Here is a 17,534-nt window from a genome sequence, read left to right on the forward strand (position 1 = left end):
AAACCAGCCCCAAACGCAAAACGGGCGCTGGATCGCTCCAGCGCCCGCTCGCTTGGTTCGAAAGTCGAAGCGCTTAGGCGGTGATCGAGGCCGCGTCGACCTTGAAGCCGGGGCCCATGGTCGAGGACAGGCCGATGCGCTTGACATAGACGCCCTTGGCGCCGGCAGGCTTGGCCTTGTTCAGGGCGTCGACCATGGCCTTGACGTTCAGCAGCAGGGCTTCGTCGGTGAACGAGACCTTGCCGATGCCGGCGTGGACGATGCCCGCCTTCTCGACGCGGAACTCGACGGCGCCGCCCTTGGCGTCCTTGACGGCCTGGCCGACGTTCGGGGTCACGGTGCCGACCTTCGGATTAGGCATCAGGCCGCGCGGGCCCAGCACCTTACCCAGACGGCCGACCAGGGCCATCATGTCCGGGGTGGCGATGACGCGGTCGAAGTCCATGAAACCGCCCTGGATCTTCTCGACCAGGTCTTCGGCCCCGACCACTTCGGCGCCGGCCGCGAGGGCTTCGGCGGCCTTGGCGTCCTTGGCGAAGACGGCGACGCGGACGTCGCGGCCGGTGCCCGACGGCAGGTTGACCACGCCGCGGACCTGCTGGTCGGCGTGGCGCGGGTCGACGCCGAGATTGACCGAGATCTCGATCGACTCGTCGAACTTGGCCTTGGCGTTGGCCTTGACCAGGGCGATGGCGTCGGCGACGGCGTGGGTGGCTTCACGATCGCCGGTCCAGGCCTGGATGCGCTTGGGTTGCTTGGCCATGGTCTTAGGCCTCCACGATCTTCAGGCCCATGGCCTTGGCGGAGCCTTCGATGATCTTGGCCGCGGCCTCGAGATCGTTGGCGTTCAGGTCCTTCATCTTCTTTTCGGCGATCTCGCGCAGCTGGGTGCGCGTCACTTCGCCGACGGTCTCGCGACCGGTCAGCTTGGCGCCGGACTTCAGGCCGGTGATCTGCTTCAGATAGTGCGTCGCCGGCGGGGTCTTGGTGACGAAGGTGAACGACTTGTCTTGGTACACGGTGATCACGGTCGGCAGGGGGGTGCCCTTTTCGACGTTCTCGGTGCGCGCGTTGAACTCCTTGCAGAAGCCCATGATGTTGACGCCGCGCTGGCCCAGTGCGGGGCCGATGGGCGGTGAAGGCGTGGCGGAGCCGGCCTTCACCTGGAGCTTGATATAGCCCAGGATCTTCTTAGCCATTGTATCCTCTCAAGAAAGCCGGGTTTAGCGGCCTTCGCTGGTTGGCCGTGGTGCGGGCTGGCGGCCCTCCCACGGATTTGATCCCGCCGTAAACGACGAGCACGCCCCGGGACGGGGTCCTGGGGCGAGGTGGGGCGTGTAGCAGGTGGGGCCTGGGGAGTCCAGCGGCCGGGGCGGAGCGCGGGCTGGAGGTTGATGTCCGAAAGGGGCTATTGAGGGTGGAAGCGGACGTCAAAACCAGTGACTATTCATTGCCCGCAAGAAGCTGGGATCATCCACGGGAAGACCCGACGCCGATCCCAGTACCGAATCGACTTGGCAGTGCGGGCAGATGGCCGTGCCCGAGCCCTCGTTGAGCCAACGCTCGACCTGGGCTGGCTTGAACGTCCCAAGGCAATAAAAGCAGCCGCAAATATTGCTGTCTTCGATGGCTTTTCGATGCCCGGACGAGTGTCGGTACGCTGCTCGTAAAACGTCCGCCGAGTAGGTCATGCAGCAAGGGTGGATGAAGGCGCCAACCTCCGCAATAAATCGAAACTCGTCATTGCCTCCCATGACGCAAGCGGACGCGCGGCCATCCCTTGCACGATGCGCAGAGGACGAAAGGGTGCGTCTCCCGTCACAGCAGCTTGCGATAGACCAGGAACCCCGACCGCTCCGCCACCTGGTCATAGAGCTTCATCACCGTGGTGTTGGTCTCGTGGGTCTGCCAGTAGACCCGCGACGCGCCGGCCGCTTCCGCCGCCGCGTAGACCGCCTCGATCAGCGCCCGGCCCACGCCCTGGCCCCGCGCCGGCGCGGTCGTGAACAGGTCCTGCAGGTAGCAGCTGGGCTCGATCGCCGTGGTGCTGCGGTGGAACAGATAGTGGGTCAGGCCCAGCAGGCGGCCGTCTTGTTCCGCGACCAGGGCGTGGACCGGCTCATAGGCGTCGAAGAACCGCTCCCAGGTCATGGCGGTGATCGCCGGATTCAGCGCGGTGTCGCCGGCCCGACCGTAGAAGGCGTTGTAGCCCTCCCACAACGGCAGCCACCGGTCGCGGTCGGCGCGGACCACAGGACGGATGCGAAGGTCGTCGGCCATGGAAGGGTCCTGCGGGCGGCGAGAGGACAAAAAATCCCGGAACAGCCAGGCCGCTCCGGGATCTTCGAACTCGGCGGAGACGTAACGGAAGCCTAGGCGGCCACCAGCTCGCGGCGCACCAGGCGGGCGTAGGCGTCCATCAGCGACAGCGAGATCGCCGCCGGCTTGAAGGTGAACTCGCCGACCTCGGCGACCGGGGTGACCTCGGCGGCGGTGCCGACGATGAAGCACTCGCTGAAGGTCGCCAGTTCGGACTTCTCGATATGGCGCTCGACCACCTCGAAGCCGCGCTGGCGGGCGATGTCGATCACCGTGCGGCGGGTGATGCCGTCCAGGAAGCAGTCCGGGGTCGGGGTGTGGATCACCCCGTCCTTGACGAAGAACACGTTGGCGCCGGTCGCCTCGGCCACATAGCCGCGATAGTCGAGCATCATCGCGTCGGCGTAGCCGTCCTTCTCGGCGGCGTGCTTGGAGATGGTGCAGATCATGTACAGGCCCGCGGCCTTGGCGGCCGTGGGGGCCGTGTTCGGAGCCGGGCGGTCGTACTTGCCCCAGGTCAAGCGGATGCCCTTGGCCTTGGTCGCCGGGTCGAAATAGCTAGGCCATTCCCACACGGCGATGGCCACGTGGATCTTGGTCTGCTGGGCCGAGACGCCGATCATCTCGCTGCCGCGCCAGGCGATCGGCCGGACATAGCAGTCGGTCAGGCCGTTCTTGGCGGCGGTCGCCTTGCACGCCTCGTCGATCTGCTCCACCGTGTAGGGGATCTGGAAATCGAGGATTTCGGCCGATTTGAACAGGCGTTCGGTATGCTCGGTCAGCTTGAAGATCTCGCCGCCATACATCCGCTCGCCTTCGAACACCGCCGAGGCGTAGTGAAGGCCATGGGTCAATACGTGCACCTTCGCCTCGCGCCAGGCGACGAACTGGCCGTCCAGCCAGATCCAACCATCGCGATCATCGAAGGGAACGAGAGACATCGGTCCAAGACCTCCTTATTTGGAACCCGGCTCTTAGACGCTCCGGGACGCGGCAGGTCAAATAAAATGGACGCAGGCTGATGGCGACTCCCCTTTCGTCCGGGCCCCTCGCTTCGGCGACGGCGCCGGGATCGACCGATCCGCGCCTGATCCTCCGCGAGGAGGAGCTGGACAGCGGCCTGGAGCTGCTGCTGCTGGCCGAGGCGGCGCTGTGGGCGGCGGTCGACGCGGCCCTCGACGGCGAGGGTCCGGGCCTGGGCCGCTCGCACTGGCGCGCCGCCTTCCTGCTGCGCCGCCGGCCCGGCATCGGCGTGCAGGACCTTTCGAAGCTGACCAGCCTGTCCAAGCAGGCGGCCAGCAAGACCCTGACCGACCTGCAGCGCCTGAACCTGGCCGAGAAACTGGCCGGCGACCTCGACGCCCGCCGGCGGCCGACCGCCCTGACCGCCGAGGGCCTGGCCTTCGAGGCCCGGGTGTCCGAGCGGCTGCGCGCCCTGCTGGGCCGGGCCTATCGCACCGGCGGCCTCGACGGGGTGGCCGGGACCCGCCGCATCCTGGCGGCCCTGGCCGGACCGCGCCAGGGCGTCGGCCTCAGCCGAAGGGACGGGCTTTGACTCCTGAAGAGCGCGCCGAACGCCACCTGCTGGTCGTCGACGACGACGACCGCATCCGCACCCTGCTCAAGACCTTCCTCAGCCGCGCCGGCTTCCGGGTCAGCGCCGCGGCCGACGCCGCCCATGCCGACCGGCTGACCGGGGCCATGGATTTCGACCTGCTGGTGCTGGACGTGATGATGCCGGGCGAGGACGGTTTCGCCTTCACCAAGCGCCTGCGGGCCAAGGGCGGCGAGGCCGGCAAGACGCCGATCCTGATGCTGACCGCCCGCGACCAGACCGGCGACCGGATCGAGGGCCTGACCCATGGGGCCGACGACTATCTGGCCAAGCCGTTCGAGCCGCGCGAGCTACTGCTGCGCATCGAGGCGATCCTGCGGCGCACGACGCCCAAACCGTCCGGCCCGCGCGAGCTGAGCCTTGGCCGCTGCGCCTTCGCGCCCGAGCGCGGCGAGCTGACCTTGGACGGCGAGCCGGTCCGCCTGACCGAGGCCGAGGTCGCCCTGCTGCGCCGTCTGGCCAGGGCGCCCCACGAGGCGGTCGACCGGCTGGAGCTGGCCCGCGACACCGTCGACGCCACCGGCCGCGCCGTCGACGTCCAGGTCACCCGCCTGCGCCGCAAGATCGAGCCCGACCCGAAGAACCCCCGCTACCTGCAGACGGTGCGCGGCGTCGGCTACCGGCTGGCGCCGGACTGATGCCCCTGCGCGCCCGGCTCTATATCCCCCGGCGGATCAAGCGCTGGCTGCCGACCTCGCTGTTCGGCCGCAGCCTGCTGATCATCGTGCTGCCGGTGGCGGTGATGCAGATCGCCGTCACCTGGGCCTTCTTCGACGCCCACTGGGAGATCGTCACCAGCCGCCTGTCCGAGGGCCTGGCCGGCGACGTCGCCTGGGCGGTGGAGACCTACAAGGACGATCCCTCGCCCCGGGCGCTCGACAGGATGGCGCAGCGGGCCGAGGATTCGATGTCGCTGTCGATCGCCCTGCAGAAGGGCCGCAAGCTGCCGGTCGGCCAGCGGCCGTCGCTCTTCGCCTCGCTCGACCGCTCGCTGCGCGACGCCCTGTCCGACCGGCTGGACGATCCGTTCTGGTTCGACACCACCCGCTATCCCGGCCATGTCGACATCCGCGTGCAGGTCAAGGAAGGCGTGCTGCGGATCATCGCCCCCCGCGACCGCGCCTTCGCCACCCAGGGCCATATCTTCATCCTGTGGATGGTGGTGGCGACCCTGCTGCTGACCGGGGTGGCGATCCTGTTCATCCGCAACCAGGTGCGGGCCATCGAGCGCCTGGCCGACGCCGCCGACGCCTTCGGGCGCGGCGTCGACCAGGCCGCCTTCAAGCCGCACGGGGCCCGCGAGGTGCGCAAGGCGGCCCAGGCCTTCCTGGCCATGAAGGCCCGCATCCAGCGCCACATCGAGCAGCGCACGGCCCTGCTGGCCTCGGTCAGCCACGACCTGCGCACGCCCCTGACCCGGCTGAAGCTGGAAATGGCCTTGGCCGAGCCCAGCGCCCAGCTCGACGCCATGCAGCGCGACCTCTCCGAGATGGAGCACATGATCGACGAGTACCTGTCGTTCGCCCGCGGCGAGGGCGGCGAGGCGACGCGCGAGGTGCTGCTCAAGCCGCTGATGGAAGGCGTCTGCGACGGGGCGGCGCGGGCCGGGGCCCGGATCGAGGTGGCGATCGCCGACGACCTGTCGGCTGTCCTGCGGCCCAACGCCTTCAAGCGGGCCCTGGCCAACCTGATCGACAACGCCGCCGCCCACGGCCGGACCGTGCGGGTCACCTCGACCGCCGCCCCGGCCGGCGGAGTGTGGATCTTCGTCGACGACGACGGTCCCGGCATCCCCGAGGACCGCCACGAAGAGGCGTTCCGGCCGTTCAACCGCCTCGACGAGTCGCGCAACCAGAACGAAAAGGGCGTCGGCCTGGGCCTGGCCATCGCCCGCGACATGGCCCGCGGCCTGGGCGGCGACCTGACCCTGGAGCGCTCGCCGATGGGCGGCCTGCGGGCGGTGCTGCGGCTGCCGGGCTAGCTGGCCAACCTATCCCCGTCTCCCCGGCGAAGGCCGGGGCCCAGATCATAGGGCTGTGCGTTTCGGGTGAGCGTCCGACGCCACGGCTGAACCTCGGGCCCCGCCAGCGCCGGGGCGACGGGGGGAAAGGGGTTCAGCCTTCATCATCATCCCTAACTCGCCAACGTCTCCAGGAACCGCACCGGCGCGCCGGTTCCCTCGGCGACGATCTCGTCGTCGCGCATCACCACCGTGCCGCGGACGATGGTCGCCATCGGCCAGGCCTTGGCCTCGAAGCCGTCGAACGGCGTCCAGCCCGAGCGAGTGGCCATCCAGTCGTGGGTGATCGTGCGCCGGGCCTTCATATCGACGATGGTGAAGTCGGCGTCGAAGCCCTCGGCGATGCGGCCCTTGTCGGCCAGGCCGAAGATGCGGTTGACGCCATGGCTGGTCAGGTCGACGAACCGTTCCAAGGAGAGCCGGCCGTCGACCACGTGGGTCAGCATGATCGGCACCAGGGTCTGGACGCCCGGCATGCCCGAAGGCGAGGCCGGATAGGGCCGGGCCTTCTCCTCGCGGGTATGGGGGGCGTGGTCGGAGCCGAGCACGTCGGCGATGCCGGCCGCGATGCCGCGCCAGACCCCGGCCACGTGCTCGGCCGAGCGGATCGGCGGGTTCATTTGGGCGAAGCCCTTCAGCCGCTCATAGGCCTCGGGCGCGACCAGGGTCAGGTGCTGGGGGGTGACCTCGACGCTGGCGACGTCCTTGTGCTGGGCCAGGAAGTCGATCTCCTGGTGGGTGGTGACGTGCAGCACGTGGATGCGTTTGCCCAGCCGCTTGGCGATGCGCACCAAGCGCTGGGTCGACTGCAGGGCGGCCTGGGCGTCGCGGACCTCCGGATGGCTGGTCCAGTCGCCCGGCCGGGCCAGCGACCGGCGCTCGGCCAGGCGGTACTCGTCCTCGGAGTGGAAGGCGGCGCGGCGGTTCACATGCCGCAGCACGTTCTCGACGCCCTCGTCGTCCTGGACCAGCAGAGTGCCGGTCGAGGCGCCCATGAACACCTTGATGCCGCAGCAGCCGGGCAGGCGCTCCAGCTCGCCCAGAAACGTCGCGTTCTCATGGGTGCCGCCGACATAGAAGGCGTGGTCGGTGTGCATCCGGCCCTTGGCCCGGGCCAGCTTGTCGGCCAGGGCGTCCGGGTCGGTGGTGGTCGGCTCGGTGTTGGGCATCTCGAACACCGCCACCACCCCGCCGAGGGCCGCGCCGCGCGAGCCGCTCTCCAGGTCTTCCTTCCACTCCAGGCCGGGCTCGCGGAAGTGGACCTGGCTGTCGATCACGCCCGGCAGCACGGTCAGGCCCGCGGCGTCGAACACCTCGCCGGCGCTGGCTTGGCCAAGGTCGCCGATGGCGACGATCTTGCCGTCCCGCACGCCGATGTCGGCGAAGCCGCGGCCCGCATGATTGACCACCTCGCCGCCGCGCACGATCAGGTCGAAGGTCTGGGTCATGGGACGGCTCCTGGAATGTCTAGGCGGTCTATGATCCGGGCTTGCGCTCTGCAAGGCCAAAACAATCCGCCTATCCCCGCGAAAGCGGGGACCTAAGCTGAGGCTGACCTACCCTCCCGGACGGGCGTGGTTCATTCAGCTTGGGCCCCCGCCTTCGCGGGGATGGTCGGTGGAGAGGGCGGGCTCAAGCTCAACCCGTTCGGCCGGCCTTTCCGCCGCCGCCCGCGCCTGGGCCAACAGCACCTTGGCCGCCCGCACCACCGTGGCCACCGGTAGGTCGCTCATGTGGCGGATGGCCTGGGAGAGGTCGGGATCGACGGCCAGGAACTGCTCGAAGCTGCGCGGCCCGCGAACCGCCCGGGTCAGTTCGCCCCACGGCCCGTAGCGGCGCTCGTCGGAGGGGCCGAACAGGCCGATGGTCGGGACGCCGGCGGCGGCGGCGATGTGCATCAGGCCGCTGTCGTTGCCGATGAACAGGTCGGCCCGCTTGAGCGCGGCGTAGGCGGTCAGCAGGTCGACCTTGCCGGTCAGGTCGACATAGCGGCCGCGGGCCGAGGCCATGCGCAGCTCCTCGACCATCCGCCCGTCGCCCGGCCCGCCCATGATCAGCAGCCGGCCGCCGGCCAGCGGGCCGTCGGGACCCAGCAGCTGGCCGGCGGTCTGGGCGAAGCGCTCGATCGGCCAGATCTTGCCCACCCAGTTGGCGGCCGGGCCGACGGCCAGGATCGGGCCGTCCGGCTCGCCCTTGCGGGGGGCCAGCATCTGGTCGGCCAGGGCCTGGACGTCGGGGGTGATGTAAAGGTGCGGGGCCGGCGGATCGCCTTCCAGCTTCAGCACCCGGGCGGCCTCGATCACCTTGTGCACCGGCTCGCCAACCGCCTTCTTCCACACCGCCCGCTTCTCGCGGCGCAGGAAATAGGCGGTGCCGCTGCCGCGCAGGTCGACGACCAGGCCCCATTTGCGGTGGCGCACCTGGTTCCACAGCTTGAACCAGTGGCCCTTGCCCTTGCCCTTCTCCATGACGATCACCCGGTCGAGGCCGGGCACATGGGCGAACAGCGGCGCGGCCAGGGGGCCGGAGACGATGGTGAAGCGGGCGTTGGGGATCTGGTCGGCGAGAAGACGGATCAGGCCGGACGACAGCACGGCGTCGCCGATCCGCGTGGCGGTGATGAAGAGAATCGGGAAGGCCCGCTGTGTCATCGGTGCATGTATAGGGCTTGCGGCGAGTCGGCGCATCCCTCGATAACGGCTCAGCTTTCCATTGATCGCAGGGGTGGCGCCGAGACCTTGCCCGGGCCACATGGGGACCATGAACCAGACCGCCATCGCCCGCCTGTCCAGCCGCGCCGTGATCACCGTCTCCGGGCCCGACGCCCGGCGCTTCCTCAACGGCCTGCTGACCCAGGAGATCGAGACCCTGCCGCCGGGCCAGTTGCGCTTTTCCGGCCTGCTGACCCCGCAGGGCCGCCTGCTCTATGACCTGTTCGCGGCCGGGACGGAGGACGGCGTCCTGCTCGACGTCGCCGCCGAGCACCGCGAGGCGATCATGGCGCGGCTGGCGATGTACAAGCTCAGGGCCCAGGTGGAGATCGCCGCCTCCTCCCTGGACGTATTCGCAGAATTCTCCGCTCTCCCCGGCGAAGGCCGGGGCCCAGATCCTAAGGCTGTGAGCTCACCGGATGAATCTGGGTCCCGGCGTTCGCCGGGAAGAGCGGATGACAGGGTGTTCGCGGACCCTCGCTTTCCTGCGCTGGGTTCCCGGATCTACGCCCTCGGCCTAGAAACCACCGTCCCCGAAGACGCCTACGACGCCCATCGCCTGGCCCTCGGCGTCCCCGGCCCCGCCGACTGGGGCACCGACAGGACCTATCCGATCGAAGCTGATTTCGACCTGCTGAACGGCATCGACTTCAAGAAGGGCTGCTTCGTCGGCCAGGAGACCACCAGCCGCATGAAGCGGCGCGGGACGATCAAGAGCCGCATGCTGCCGATCGCCTTCGCCGGCCCGCCGCCCGCGCCCGGAACCGAGGTGCTGGCGGGCGAGCTGCGGGCCGGTGAAGTGCTGTCAGGTCGCGACGGCCGGGCCATGGCCCAGCTGCGGCTGGACCGCATCGAAGGCGCGGACCTGACTGCGGACGGCCGGCCCGTCGAGGTGGTCCGGCCGTCCTGGTTCGAAACCTAGCGACAGCGGCCGTAGCGATCCGGCGAGGCGCCCGGGCCACCACGCCAGCCGGGAGGGTTCTCCCAGTTGGTGCCGGGACCGCCGCGCGGGCCGGGCGGGTTGTCGTCGCGGTCCAGCCAGCAGCGCCCGGCCTGGTTCCACCAGCCATAGGTCGGGTGCCAGTAGCCGTAGTGGGGATTGTAGTAATAGCCGTGGCGATGGACGAACTGGATCCGCTTGCCGTGGTGGCGATAGTAGCGGCGATCGGGCGAGGCGCCCGGGCCGCCGCGCCAGCCGGGCGGGTTCTCCCAGTTGGTTCCGGGACCGCCCCGCCAGCCCGGGGGGTTGTTGTCGCGGTCCTGGGCCAGGCTCGGCCCGGTCATGGAGACGGTCGTCAGGGCGGCGGTCGCGAGGGCGACGGCGAACATCTTGAAGCGGCGCATGGCAGCCTCTCTTCTTCGGTCAGCGTCCCTCAGCCGATGCAAACGCGCGACGGCGCGATCGGTGGCGCTCCGAAAATGTTCCTGAAAAGTTCTGGAAATCGCCGGCGAGCTCGGCCAAGCTCGCGGCCATGACCGAGATCCAACGCTGCACCTGGCGGGGCATGAACGGCGACCCGTTCTACGAGGCCTATCATGACGCCGAATGGGGCGTGCCCGAGTACGACTCCCGCGCCCTGTGGGAAAAGCTGGTGCTCGACGGCTTCCAGGCCGGGCTGTCGTGGATCACCATCCTGCGCAAGCGCGAGGCCTTCCGCGCCGCCTTCGCCGATTTCGATCCCGACGCCGTGGCCCGGTTCGGCGACGCCGACCGCGCCCGGCTGATGGCCGATGCCGGCATCATCCGCTCGAACGGCAAGATCGACGCGGCGATCGCCGGGGCGCGGATCTATTGCGACATGCGCGAGCGCGGCGAGGACTTCTCCGCGCTGCTGTGGGGCATGGTCGGCGGCAAGCCGGTCCAGAACCACTGGACCGGCGGCGACGTCCCGGCCCAGACGCCCCTGGCGGTCGACATGGCCAAGATGCTCAAGGCCAGGGGCTTCAAATATTGCGGCCCGGTGATCGTCTACGCCTTCATGCAGGCCACCGGCCTGGTCAACGACCACCTGGTGACGTGCTTCCGGCATGAGGAATGCCGGAAGCTGGCGCGGTAGGGACGCCGGCCAGGGCCTCGTCCATCCAGCGGGGCACGAGCTTTTCCGCGCCCGAGGCGCTGAGGTGGTCGTCGTCGAAATAGATCAGCCGGCCGTCGAGGGCGCTGGCGCAGGTCGCCGGGCCGCACAGGCGGGTGGTCGGGAACAGCGCGCGGACGTTGGGACGACCGTTCAGGGCGGCCCGGATCTCCGCCTCGGCGGGACGGGCTCGGGCCAGGGGCAAGGCCACGGGGGCCGAGAAGCAACCGGCCTCCCGCAGATGCAGGTGACGCGCCTGGGCCAGGCATTCGGGCGGGGTGAAGGTCAGTTCCGGAACCGGCCCGATGATCAGCACCCGGGCCCGGGGATTGCGAACTCGGATGGCGTCGAGGGTGGCGCCCAGCGAGGCGGCCAGCGCCGGCCGCGCGCCTGGCGCATCGCGGGCCTCGATCCTGGTCCGGGGCGAGTTGACGTCATAGAACGGCGGGGCGTCGCGATAGAGCGGCCAGCGGGCGGCCAGCACCACCAGCTTCAGCCTCCGGTTGGCGGCGATCTCGCCCATTGCCTGGTCGGCGGCCGACGGACACTTCAGCTCAAGCCCGTTGGGCAGCCGCACCCGCAGGTTCACCAGCGGCGGACAGCCGCCCTGCGCGGCCTCGCGCACGCTCCAGCCGCGCGCCCTGGCCCAGGCGACCACCCCCGGCGTCACCGCGTCGGCATGGGAGTCGCCCCAGACCAGCACGTCGTAGTCCAGGGCGTCGGGCGCGGCCCCGATCCGGCAGCCGGTGGGCGCGACCGGGCCGCGGTGCTCGAAGCAGGTCTTGCGCAGCGGATTGACGTCGCCCTCCTCGAGCGCGGCGGCCGCCCGGGCCGACGGCGACAACCGTCCGGGCAGGCCGTGGGTGAAGAACAGCAGCGCCCCGGCGCCGATGACCAGCAGCAGCGGCGACAGCGTCGCGGCCAGCCGCCGCCAGGGCCTGTCGACCGGTCCGCGCCGGAACGGCTGTTCAATCAGTCGCCAGCTCAGCGCCGCCGGGCCCAGGGCCAGCAGCATCAGCCCGCCGCGCGCCCAGGCGTTCAGCGGCGCCTGGGCGACGTCGGCGGCCAGCACCAGCAGCGGCCAGTGCCACAGATAGAGCGAATAGGAGACCCGCCCGACGGCCACAGCCGGGCCGGTGCGCAGGATCACGGACGCGGCCGGCTCGCACCCCTGGCCGCTCCACAGCACCATGGCCGCGCCCAGGGCGGCCGGGACCGCGGTCAGGCCGGGAAACGGCGCCGCGTCGGTCAGCAGGGCCAGGGTCCCGGCGATCAGCGCCAGCCCCAGGTCGGCCGCCAGATTGGCCGCCGCGGCCTTGGCGGGGGCCCGCGCCGCGTCCAGGCTGACCACCGCGCCGAGCAGGAACTCCCAGGTCCTAGCCGGCAGGCCGAAAAAGGCCCAGGCGCTCCCGCCCTGGCCGACCATCAGCTGGGCCAAGACCAGCGAGAGGATCAACAGGACGGCCGCCAACCATGGACGAGCGCCGCGCCACCAGCGCAGCGACAGGCCGGCGATCAGCAGCGGCCAGACCAGGTAGAACTGCTCCTCCACCCCCAGCGACCACAGATGCAGCAGCGGATTCTGCTGGGCGGCCGGCGAGAAGTAGCCGGCGGTCTGGGCGAACAGCAGATTGGCGACGAACAGGCCCGAGGCGGCCGTGGCCGCCCCGGTCTGGGCCAGCAGGCGCGGCATCTCGATCCAGGTCGCCAGGCCGGCGGTTCCCAGCAAGGCGACGACATAGGCCGGAACGATCCGCCGCGCCCGGCGCAGGTAGAAGCCGCCCCAGGAGAACGTCCCCGCATCGCGCTGGCCGGCGATGATGCGGGTGATCAGGAAGCCGGAGATGACGAAGAAGACGTCGACCCCGACGAAGCCGCCGGGCAGCAGGGCCGGGAAGGCGTGGTGGATCACGATCGCCAGCACCGCGACGGCACGCAGGCCGTCGATGTCGCGCCGGTAGCCTTCGCCGGATGTCATTCGCCGCCCCCGTTTCTACAGTTGTAATTTTCGCAGGCTACGCGGCGGGGCGGTCGCGTCAATCAATTTATTACAGCCATAATATTCCTTCGGCGAAAGCGGCCGTTCCCCTCGCCGGCAAATCCCCCTAAACAGCACTCCATGCCTCCCGGTCCCGACATGATGCTGGAACTGGCCTGCGGATCCGGCCCGGTCTGCGGGGTCGACGAGGCCGGCCGCGGGCCGTGGGCCGGGCCGGTCAGCGCCGCGGCGGTGATCCTCGACCCCGACCGCGTGCCCCGGGGCCTCAACGATTCCAAGAAGCTGACCGCCAAGGCCCGCGCCGCCCTGGAGATCGAGATCAAGGCCGCCGCGATCGCCTGGTGCGTCGGCCTGGCCAGCATCGAGGAGATCGAAGAGCTCAACATCCTGCACGCCGCCGGCCTGGCCATGCGGCGGGCGGTCGAGGGCCTGGCGGTGACGCCGGCCTTCGCCCTGGTCGACGGCAACTACCCCTTCAAGCTGCCCTGCGCGGTCAAGACCGTGGTCAAGGGCGACAGCCTGTCGTGCTCGATCGCCGCGGCCTCGATCCTGGCCAAGGAAGCCCGCGACCGGATCATGGTCGAGATGGACGCGCTGCATCCCGGCTACGGCTTCGCCAGCCACAAGGGCTATCACGCCGCCATCCATGTCGAGGGCCTGCGGCGCCTGGGCCCCTCGCCGATCCACCGGATGGGCTGGGCCCCGGTCAAGCTGGCCCTGGCGGGCGAGCTGGGCGAGGCGGCGTTCGACGACGAGATCGAGGCCTGACCTAGGCCCCGCTGATCGCGGCCAAGGCCGGACGCGGCCAGGCCGGCGGTTTTCGCACCGGCCTGTAGTCCAGCCCATAGTCCAGCCGCACCATCCCCCGCTCGAGGGTTTCGACGCGGTTGAGCGTCATGGCCTTCAGGCCCGGCGCCGATGCCGGGAAGGGCCGCGGCCCCTCGCCCAGCAGCAGCGGCGCGACGAACAGCTCCAGTCGGTCCAGCGCTCGGGCCTGGATCATCGCCGCCAGCAGGGTCGCGCCGCCCGCCACCCAGACGTCGCCGTCGTCGAGGCCGCGCAGGTGATCGACCAGAGCCGGCAGGCCGTCGGTCCAGAACCGGGTCCGGGGATGGACGCTGGCCCCGCGTCCCGAGGTGACCACCAGGACGCGCTTGCCGGCATAGGGCCAGCCGATCCCCAGGCTGGGAATCTGGTCATGGGTGCGCCGCCCCATCACCACCGTGCCGACCCGGTCGATGAAATCACGGTAGCCGGCGTCGGCCGCCGCATAGGGCGCCAGCCAGCCCAGGCCGCCGTTCGCGTCGGCCACGCAGCCGTCCAGGCTGGCGGCGATATAGCCCCGGATCACGGCCATGGCGTCCTCGCTCGTGCGCCGGGAGCATTTCAGAACAATACGAGAACATCAAGCCGCAACCCAGCCAGGCGGCGCTTTGCTGAGTCCGACCGGGCTCATTTTACCCGTTCAGGCGACCGTTAATCGGTCGATAACCACGTCCGTCAACATCCCCTTTACCAACGAGACTCATGATTCCGCTCAGTGTTTTTGACGGGAAGCGGACATGTCCTTCGGGCCTGAAACCATCATCCAGGGCGACTGCATCGAGGCGATGAACGCCCTGCCCGAGAAATCCGTGGACCTGATCTTCGCCGATCCGCCCTACAATCTGCAGCTGGGCGGCGACCTGCTGCGTCCCGACAATTCCAAGGTCGACGCGGTCGACGCCCACTGGGACCAGTTCGAAAGCTTCGCCGTCTACGACAAGTTCACCCGCGACTGGCTGAAGGCCGCCCGCCGAGTATTGAAGGACGACGGCGCGATCTGGGTGATCGGCAGCTATCACAACATCTTCCGGGTCGGCGTCGCCATCCAGGACCTCGGCTTCTGGATCCTCAACGACGTGATCTGGCGCAAGTCCAACCCGATGCCCAACTTCAAGGGCACCCGCTTCGCCAACGCCCACGAGACCCTGATCTGGGCCTCCAAGAGCCAGGGCGCCAAGCGCTACACCTTCAACTACGACGCGCTGAAGATGGCCAATGACGAGGTGCAGATGCGCTCGGACTGGACCCTGCCGCTATGCACCGGCGAGGAGCGGATCAAGGGCGCCGACGGCAACAAGGCCCACCCGACCCAGAAGCCCGAAGCCCTGCTCTACCGGGTGATCCTGTCGACCACCAAGCCGGGCGACGTGATCCTCGACCCGTTCTTCGGGGTCGGCACCACCGGCGCGGCCGCCAAGCGCCTGGGCCGCCGCTTCGTCGGCATCGAGCGCGAGGCCGAATACATCGAGCACGCCAAGACCCGCATCGCCAAGGTCACGCCGATCGCCCCGGAAGACCTCGACGTCATGGGCAGCAAGCGGTCCGAGCCGCGCGTGCCGTTCGGCACCATCGTCGAGGCCGGCCTGCTCAATCCGGGCGACACCCTGTTCTGCGCCAAGGGCGCCCACGCCGCCAAGGTGCGGGCCGACGGCTCGATTACGGTCGGCGACCTGTCGGGCTCGATCCACAAGGTCGGGGCCCTGGTGCAGTCGGCCCCGGCCTGCAACGGCTGGACCTACTGGCACTTCAAGACCGACAAGGGCCTGGCCCCGATCGACGTGCTGCGCAGCCAGGTGCGGGCGGGGATGAATTAAGGGTTTCATTTTCGCGCCTGAGGCTTGCAAGAGCCCACGCAAGTCGGCAATGTTCACCTTATGATCCGCATCGGAAAAATCGTCGCCGACAGGGCCATGGTCAGTCCCATCGACTACCGCGACACTGAGAACGGGAGCGTCTTTCAGGTGATCCGACGCCCGGACGGCAGTAAGGTTGTCGCCTTAAGTCGCGACGTCCATGAGCGGGCTCTCTCCCGGGCCAAATCCGTGCTGGCGAGAAAATAGGCCGCACCCCATGACGGCGGTCGAGCACAATCCGGTCTTCGACCAGCTGGTTCGCGCTTCCGATGACATCGAAGGATTCATCGCCTACGGGCTCTACAAGGCAGACGCTCGCCGGATTCGGACAACATGAGTACCTATCCACTGAAAATTGCCACGGACGACTATGAGCGCTTGCGAAAGAGTCTTGTAGAACTGGCGCCGAACACTAATCCAATACTCATTGGAGTAGACGGCCTTAATGGCGCAGGTAAGACCCACTTGGCAAACTGGATCGGGTGGCAGTTTGGGATACCGGCCCTCCACCTCGACCTCTACAACAACCACCCCGGTTGGCTGACGGATGAACTGGCTAGGACCGCAAAAGTACAGCTCGATCATCACCGCTCAGTTGTTGTGGAGGGCGTCAGACTACTGGACGCTATCCAAGCGGCTCACCTAGGTCCGCCGACCTATTACGTCTATGCGGAATGCGTTGAGGAAATGAACGAATTGCCATCCGTGACCGAATACACGGAGCGCCGAGCTACAGAAATCGCTAAGGCCGACTATAGACTGACGATTTACCTTCCATCCAGCGACTAATATTGGCACCATTTGCTTTAGACTGCTTATACCCTAAACATCCCGTCATCCCGGGCCTCGTGCCCGGGACCCATGGTTCAACCCGCAAGTGAAGTGCGATGGCGCGCCTGCGCGCCACACCCCCGCCCTTGCGGCGGCCAGATGGGTCCTGGGCACAAGACCCGGGATGACGATGTGAGGGGGGAAGCAAGGTGCCAAACTCAAGGGCGCTTGATAAGAACGTCAGATAGCACCTGGTGAGCAGCCAACGGTCTGTATATGGGGTTATGTCCGCCCCGCCCTCGCCGCCTTCAGGAACACGCTCGGCAGGGCCGCCAGGCCGTCCGGGTCGGTCCAGACGAACGCGCCCTCGCCATTCGACTCCGCCCGCAACACCCGCAAGGTCAGGGAAAAGTGGGTGAAGACGTGGTCCACGGTTCCGAGGTCCCGCCAGGCCCCGGTGACCGGAGCGACCTCGGCGGCCTCGGCGTCGCTCCACGGGCGGGCCCGCCAGTCGCTGGTCGGCAGGCCGAGCATGCCGCCGAGCAGGCCCTTGGGCGGCCGGCGGACCAGGGCGGTCGTTTCGCCGCGGGTCAGGACATAGGCGACGCCATGGCGGTGCGGCCGGTCGGCCTTTTTCAGCTTGCGCGGATAGGTCTCCGGCGCGCCGGTCCTGAAACCCTCGCACCAGGACTGCACGGGACAATCCCCGCACAGCGGAGCCTTGGGCCGGCAGACGGTCGCTCCCAAGTCCATCAGCGCCTGGGCCCAGTCGCCCGGACGGTGGTCGGTGACCAGTTCGCCGGCGAGCCGCTTGAGCTCGGGCTTGGCGTCCGGCACGGGGGTCTCGACCGCGAACAGCCGGGCCATCACCCGCTCGACATTGCCGTCGACCACATTGGTCGGACGGTCGAAGGCGATGGCCGCCACCGCCGCGGCGGTATAGGCGCCCACCCCCGGCAGGGCCCGCAAGGCGTCCTCGGTGTCGGGGAACACGCCGCCATGGTCGCTGACCACGGCCCGGGCGCAGGCCAGCAGGTTGCGGGCCCGGGCGTAGTAGCCCAGCCCCGCCCAGGCGGCCATCAGCGCCCCGTCCTCGACCGCGGCCAGGTCGGCGACCGTCGGCCAGCGACGGGTGAAGTCGAGGAAGTAGGGCGTGGCGTGCGGCACCGTGGTCTGCTGCAGCATCACCTCCGACAGCCACACCCGGTAGGGATCGGACCGCGCCCCGGCCTTGCCGGCCGCCGGCCCGGTGCGCCAGGCCAGGTCGCGAGCCTGGGCGTCGTACCAGGCCAGCAGGGCGGCGCGGAGGGCGGGAATGTCGAGCATGTTTTTCCTATGGCAAATCC

General features: G+C 69.1%; 18 protein-coding genes. 8 read left to right on the forward strand and 10 right to left on the reverse strand.

Annotated elements, in window-relative coordinates; translation table 11 throughout:
- Positions 1-73 precede the first annotated feature (73 nt).
- From rplA to ACIPQB_RS00820, 4 genes are all read right to left on the reverse strand, one after another.
- On the reverse strand, positions 74-763 hold the full coding sequence (gene rplA, locus ACIPQB_RS00805) for a 50S ribosomal protein L1 (RefSeq protein ID WP_446483290.1): 690 nt from the start codon (positions 761-763) through the stop codon (positions 74-76).
- Between the two features lie 4 nt (positions 764-767).
- Positions 768-1,199 carry a 50S ribosomal protein L11 gene (gene rplK, locus ACIPQB_RS00810; RefSeq protein ID WP_007661528.1) on the reverse strand — a complete coding sequence of 144 codons (432 nt, stop codon included), beginning with the start codon at positions 1,197-1,199 and terminating at the stop codon, positions 768-770.
- A 619-nt stretch (positions 1,200-1,818) separates the two neighbouring features.
- Entirely contained in the window at positions 1,819-2,280 is a 462-nt protein-coding gene (locus ACIPQB_RS00815; RefSeq protein WP_446483291.1) for an N-acetyltransferase family protein, read from the reverse strand.
- A gap of 92 nt (positions 2,281-2,372) precedes the next feature.
- On the reverse strand, positions 2,373-3,260 hold the full coding sequence (locus ACIPQB_RS00820) for a branched-chain amino acid aminotransferase (RefSeq protein WP_446483292.1): 888 nt from the start codon (positions 3,258-3,260) through the stop codon (positions 2,373-2,375).
- 80 nt (positions 3,261-3,340) lie between these two features.
- Between ACIPQB_RS00820 and ACIPQB_RS00825 the strand changes: the two genes are divergently transcribed.
- Genes ACIPQB_RS00825 through ACIPQB_RS00835 form a run of 3 tightly spaced genes read left to right on the forward strand, consistent with a single transcriptional unit; the run spans position 3,341 to position 5,915 of the window.
- Positions 3,341-3,874, forward strand: coding sequence for a MarR family winged helix-turn-helix transcriptional regulator (locus tag ACIPQB_RS00825; protein ID WP_446483293.1), 534 nt, complete (start codon positions 3,341-3,343; stop codon positions 3,872-3,874).
- Complete coding sequence (locus ACIPQB_RS00830; RefSeq protein ID WP_446483294.1) at positions 3,871-4,572, forward strand: response regulator; 702 nt, start codon at positions 3,871-3,873, stop codon at positions 4,570-4,572. The genes ACIPQB_RS00825 and ACIPQB_RS00830 overlap by 4 nt, the downstream gene beginning before the upstream one ends.
- Positions 4,572-5,915 carry a sensor histidine kinase gene (locus ACIPQB_RS00835; protein ID WP_446483295.1) on the forward strand — a complete coding sequence of 448 codons (1,344 nt, stop codon included), beginning with the start codon at positions 4,572-4,574 and terminating at the stop codon, positions 5,913-5,915. Before ACIPQB_RS00830 ends, ACIPQB_RS00835 begins: the two co-directional genes overlap by 1 nt.
- Positions 5,916-6,067: 152 nt before the next feature.
- Here the strand turns inward: ACIPQB_RS00835 and ACIPQB_RS00840 are convergent, their stop codons facing one another.
- Positions 6,068-7,402: a dihydroorotase gene (locus ACIPQB_RS00840; RefSeq protein ID WP_446483296.1), complete on the reverse strand. Its 1,335-nt coding sequence runs from the start codon at positions 7,400-7,402 to the stop codon at positions 6,068-6,070.
- Positions 7,403-7,537: 135 nt separating this feature from the next.
- Positions 7,538-8,605, reverse strand: coding sequence for a glycosyltransferase family 9 protein (locus tag ACIPQB_RS00845; RefSeq protein ID WP_446483297.1), 1,068 nt, complete (start codon positions 8,603-8,605; stop codon positions 7,538-7,540).
- A 109-nt stretch (positions 8,606-8,714) separates the two neighbouring features.
- Here ACIPQB_RS00845 and ygfZ point away from each other — a divergent pair, with 109 nt between their 5' ends.
- The gene (ygfZ, locus tag ACIPQB_RS00850) at positions 8,715-9,587 is read left to right on the forward strand and encodes a CAF17-like 4Fe-4S cluster assembly/insertion protein YgfZ (protein WP_446483298.1); all 873 of its coding nucleotides are present in this window, start codon (positions 8,715-8,717) and stop codon (positions 9,585-9,587) included.
- Here the strand turns inward: ygfZ and ACIPQB_RS00855 are convergent.
- Positions 9,584-10,009, reverse strand: coding sequence for a hypothetical protein (locus ACIPQB_RS00855; RefSeq protein ID WP_446483299.1), 426 nt, complete (start codon positions 10,007-10,009; stop codon positions 9,584-9,586). The genes ygfZ and ACIPQB_RS00855 overlap by 4 nt on opposite strands.
- 128 nt (positions 10,010-10,137) lie before the next feature.
- Here ACIPQB_RS00855 and ACIPQB_RS00860 point away from each other — a divergent pair, with 128 nt between their 5' ends.
- Positions 10,138-10,722: a DNA-3-methyladenine glycosylase I gene (locus ACIPQB_RS00860; protein WP_446483300.1), complete on the forward strand. Its 585-nt coding sequence runs from the start codon at positions 10,138-10,140 to the stop codon at positions 10,720-10,722.
- Here ACIPQB_RS00860 and ACIPQB_RS00865 read toward each other — a convergent pair.
- Positions 10,664-12,718 (reverse strand): acyltransferase family protein, encoded by a 2,055-nt coding sequence (locus ACIPQB_RS00865; protein WP_446483301.1) that lies wholly within the window; start codon positions 12,716-12,718, stop codon positions 10,664-10,666. The genes ACIPQB_RS00860 and ACIPQB_RS00865 overlap by 59 nt on opposite strands.
- A 141-nt stretch (positions 12,719-12,859) precedes the next feature.
- Between ACIPQB_RS00865 and ACIPQB_RS00870 the strand changes: the two genes are divergently transcribed.
- A complete protein-coding gene (locus ACIPQB_RS00870; protein WP_446483302.1) occupies positions 12,860-13,507 on the forward strand; it encodes a ribonuclease HII in 648 nt (215 codons plus the stop codon).
- A gap of 1 nt (position 13,508) precedes the next feature.
- On the opposite strand, the gene ACIPQB_RS00875 is transcribed toward ACIPQB_RS00870, so the two are convergent.
- Positions 13,509-14,096: a dihydrofolate reductase family protein gene (locus tag ACIPQB_RS00875; protein WP_446483303.1), complete on the reverse strand. Its 588-nt coding sequence runs from the start codon at positions 14,094-14,096 to the stop codon at positions 13,509-13,511.
- Positions 14,097-14,301: 205 nt separating this feature from the next.
- Between ACIPQB_RS00875 and ACIPQB_RS00880 the strand changes: the two genes are divergently transcribed.
- Positions 14,302-15,378 carry a DNA methyltransferase gene (locus ACIPQB_RS00880; RefSeq protein WP_446483304.1) on the forward strand — a complete coding sequence of 359 codons (1,077 nt, stop codon included), beginning with the start codon at positions 14,302-14,304 and terminating at the stop codon, positions 15,376-15,378.
- A 372-nt stretch (positions 15,379-15,750) separates the two neighbouring features.
- A complete protein-coding gene (locus tag ACIPQB_RS00885) occupies positions 15,751-16,206 on the forward strand; it encodes a hypothetical protein (RefSeq protein WP_446483305.1) in 456 nt (151 codons plus the stop codon).
- Positions 16,207-16,470: 264 nt separating this feature from the next.
- Here ACIPQB_RS00885 and mutY read toward each other — a convergent pair whose 3' ends face one another.
- Entirely contained in the window at positions 16,471-17,514 is a 1,044-nt protein-coding gene (gene mutY, locus ACIPQB_RS00890) for an A/G-specific adenine glycosylase (RefSeq protein WP_446483306.1), read from the reverse strand.
- Positions 17,515-17,534: the final 20 nt, after the last annotated feature.

The organism is Caulobacter sp. LARHSG274 (genome assembly GCF_052871235.1).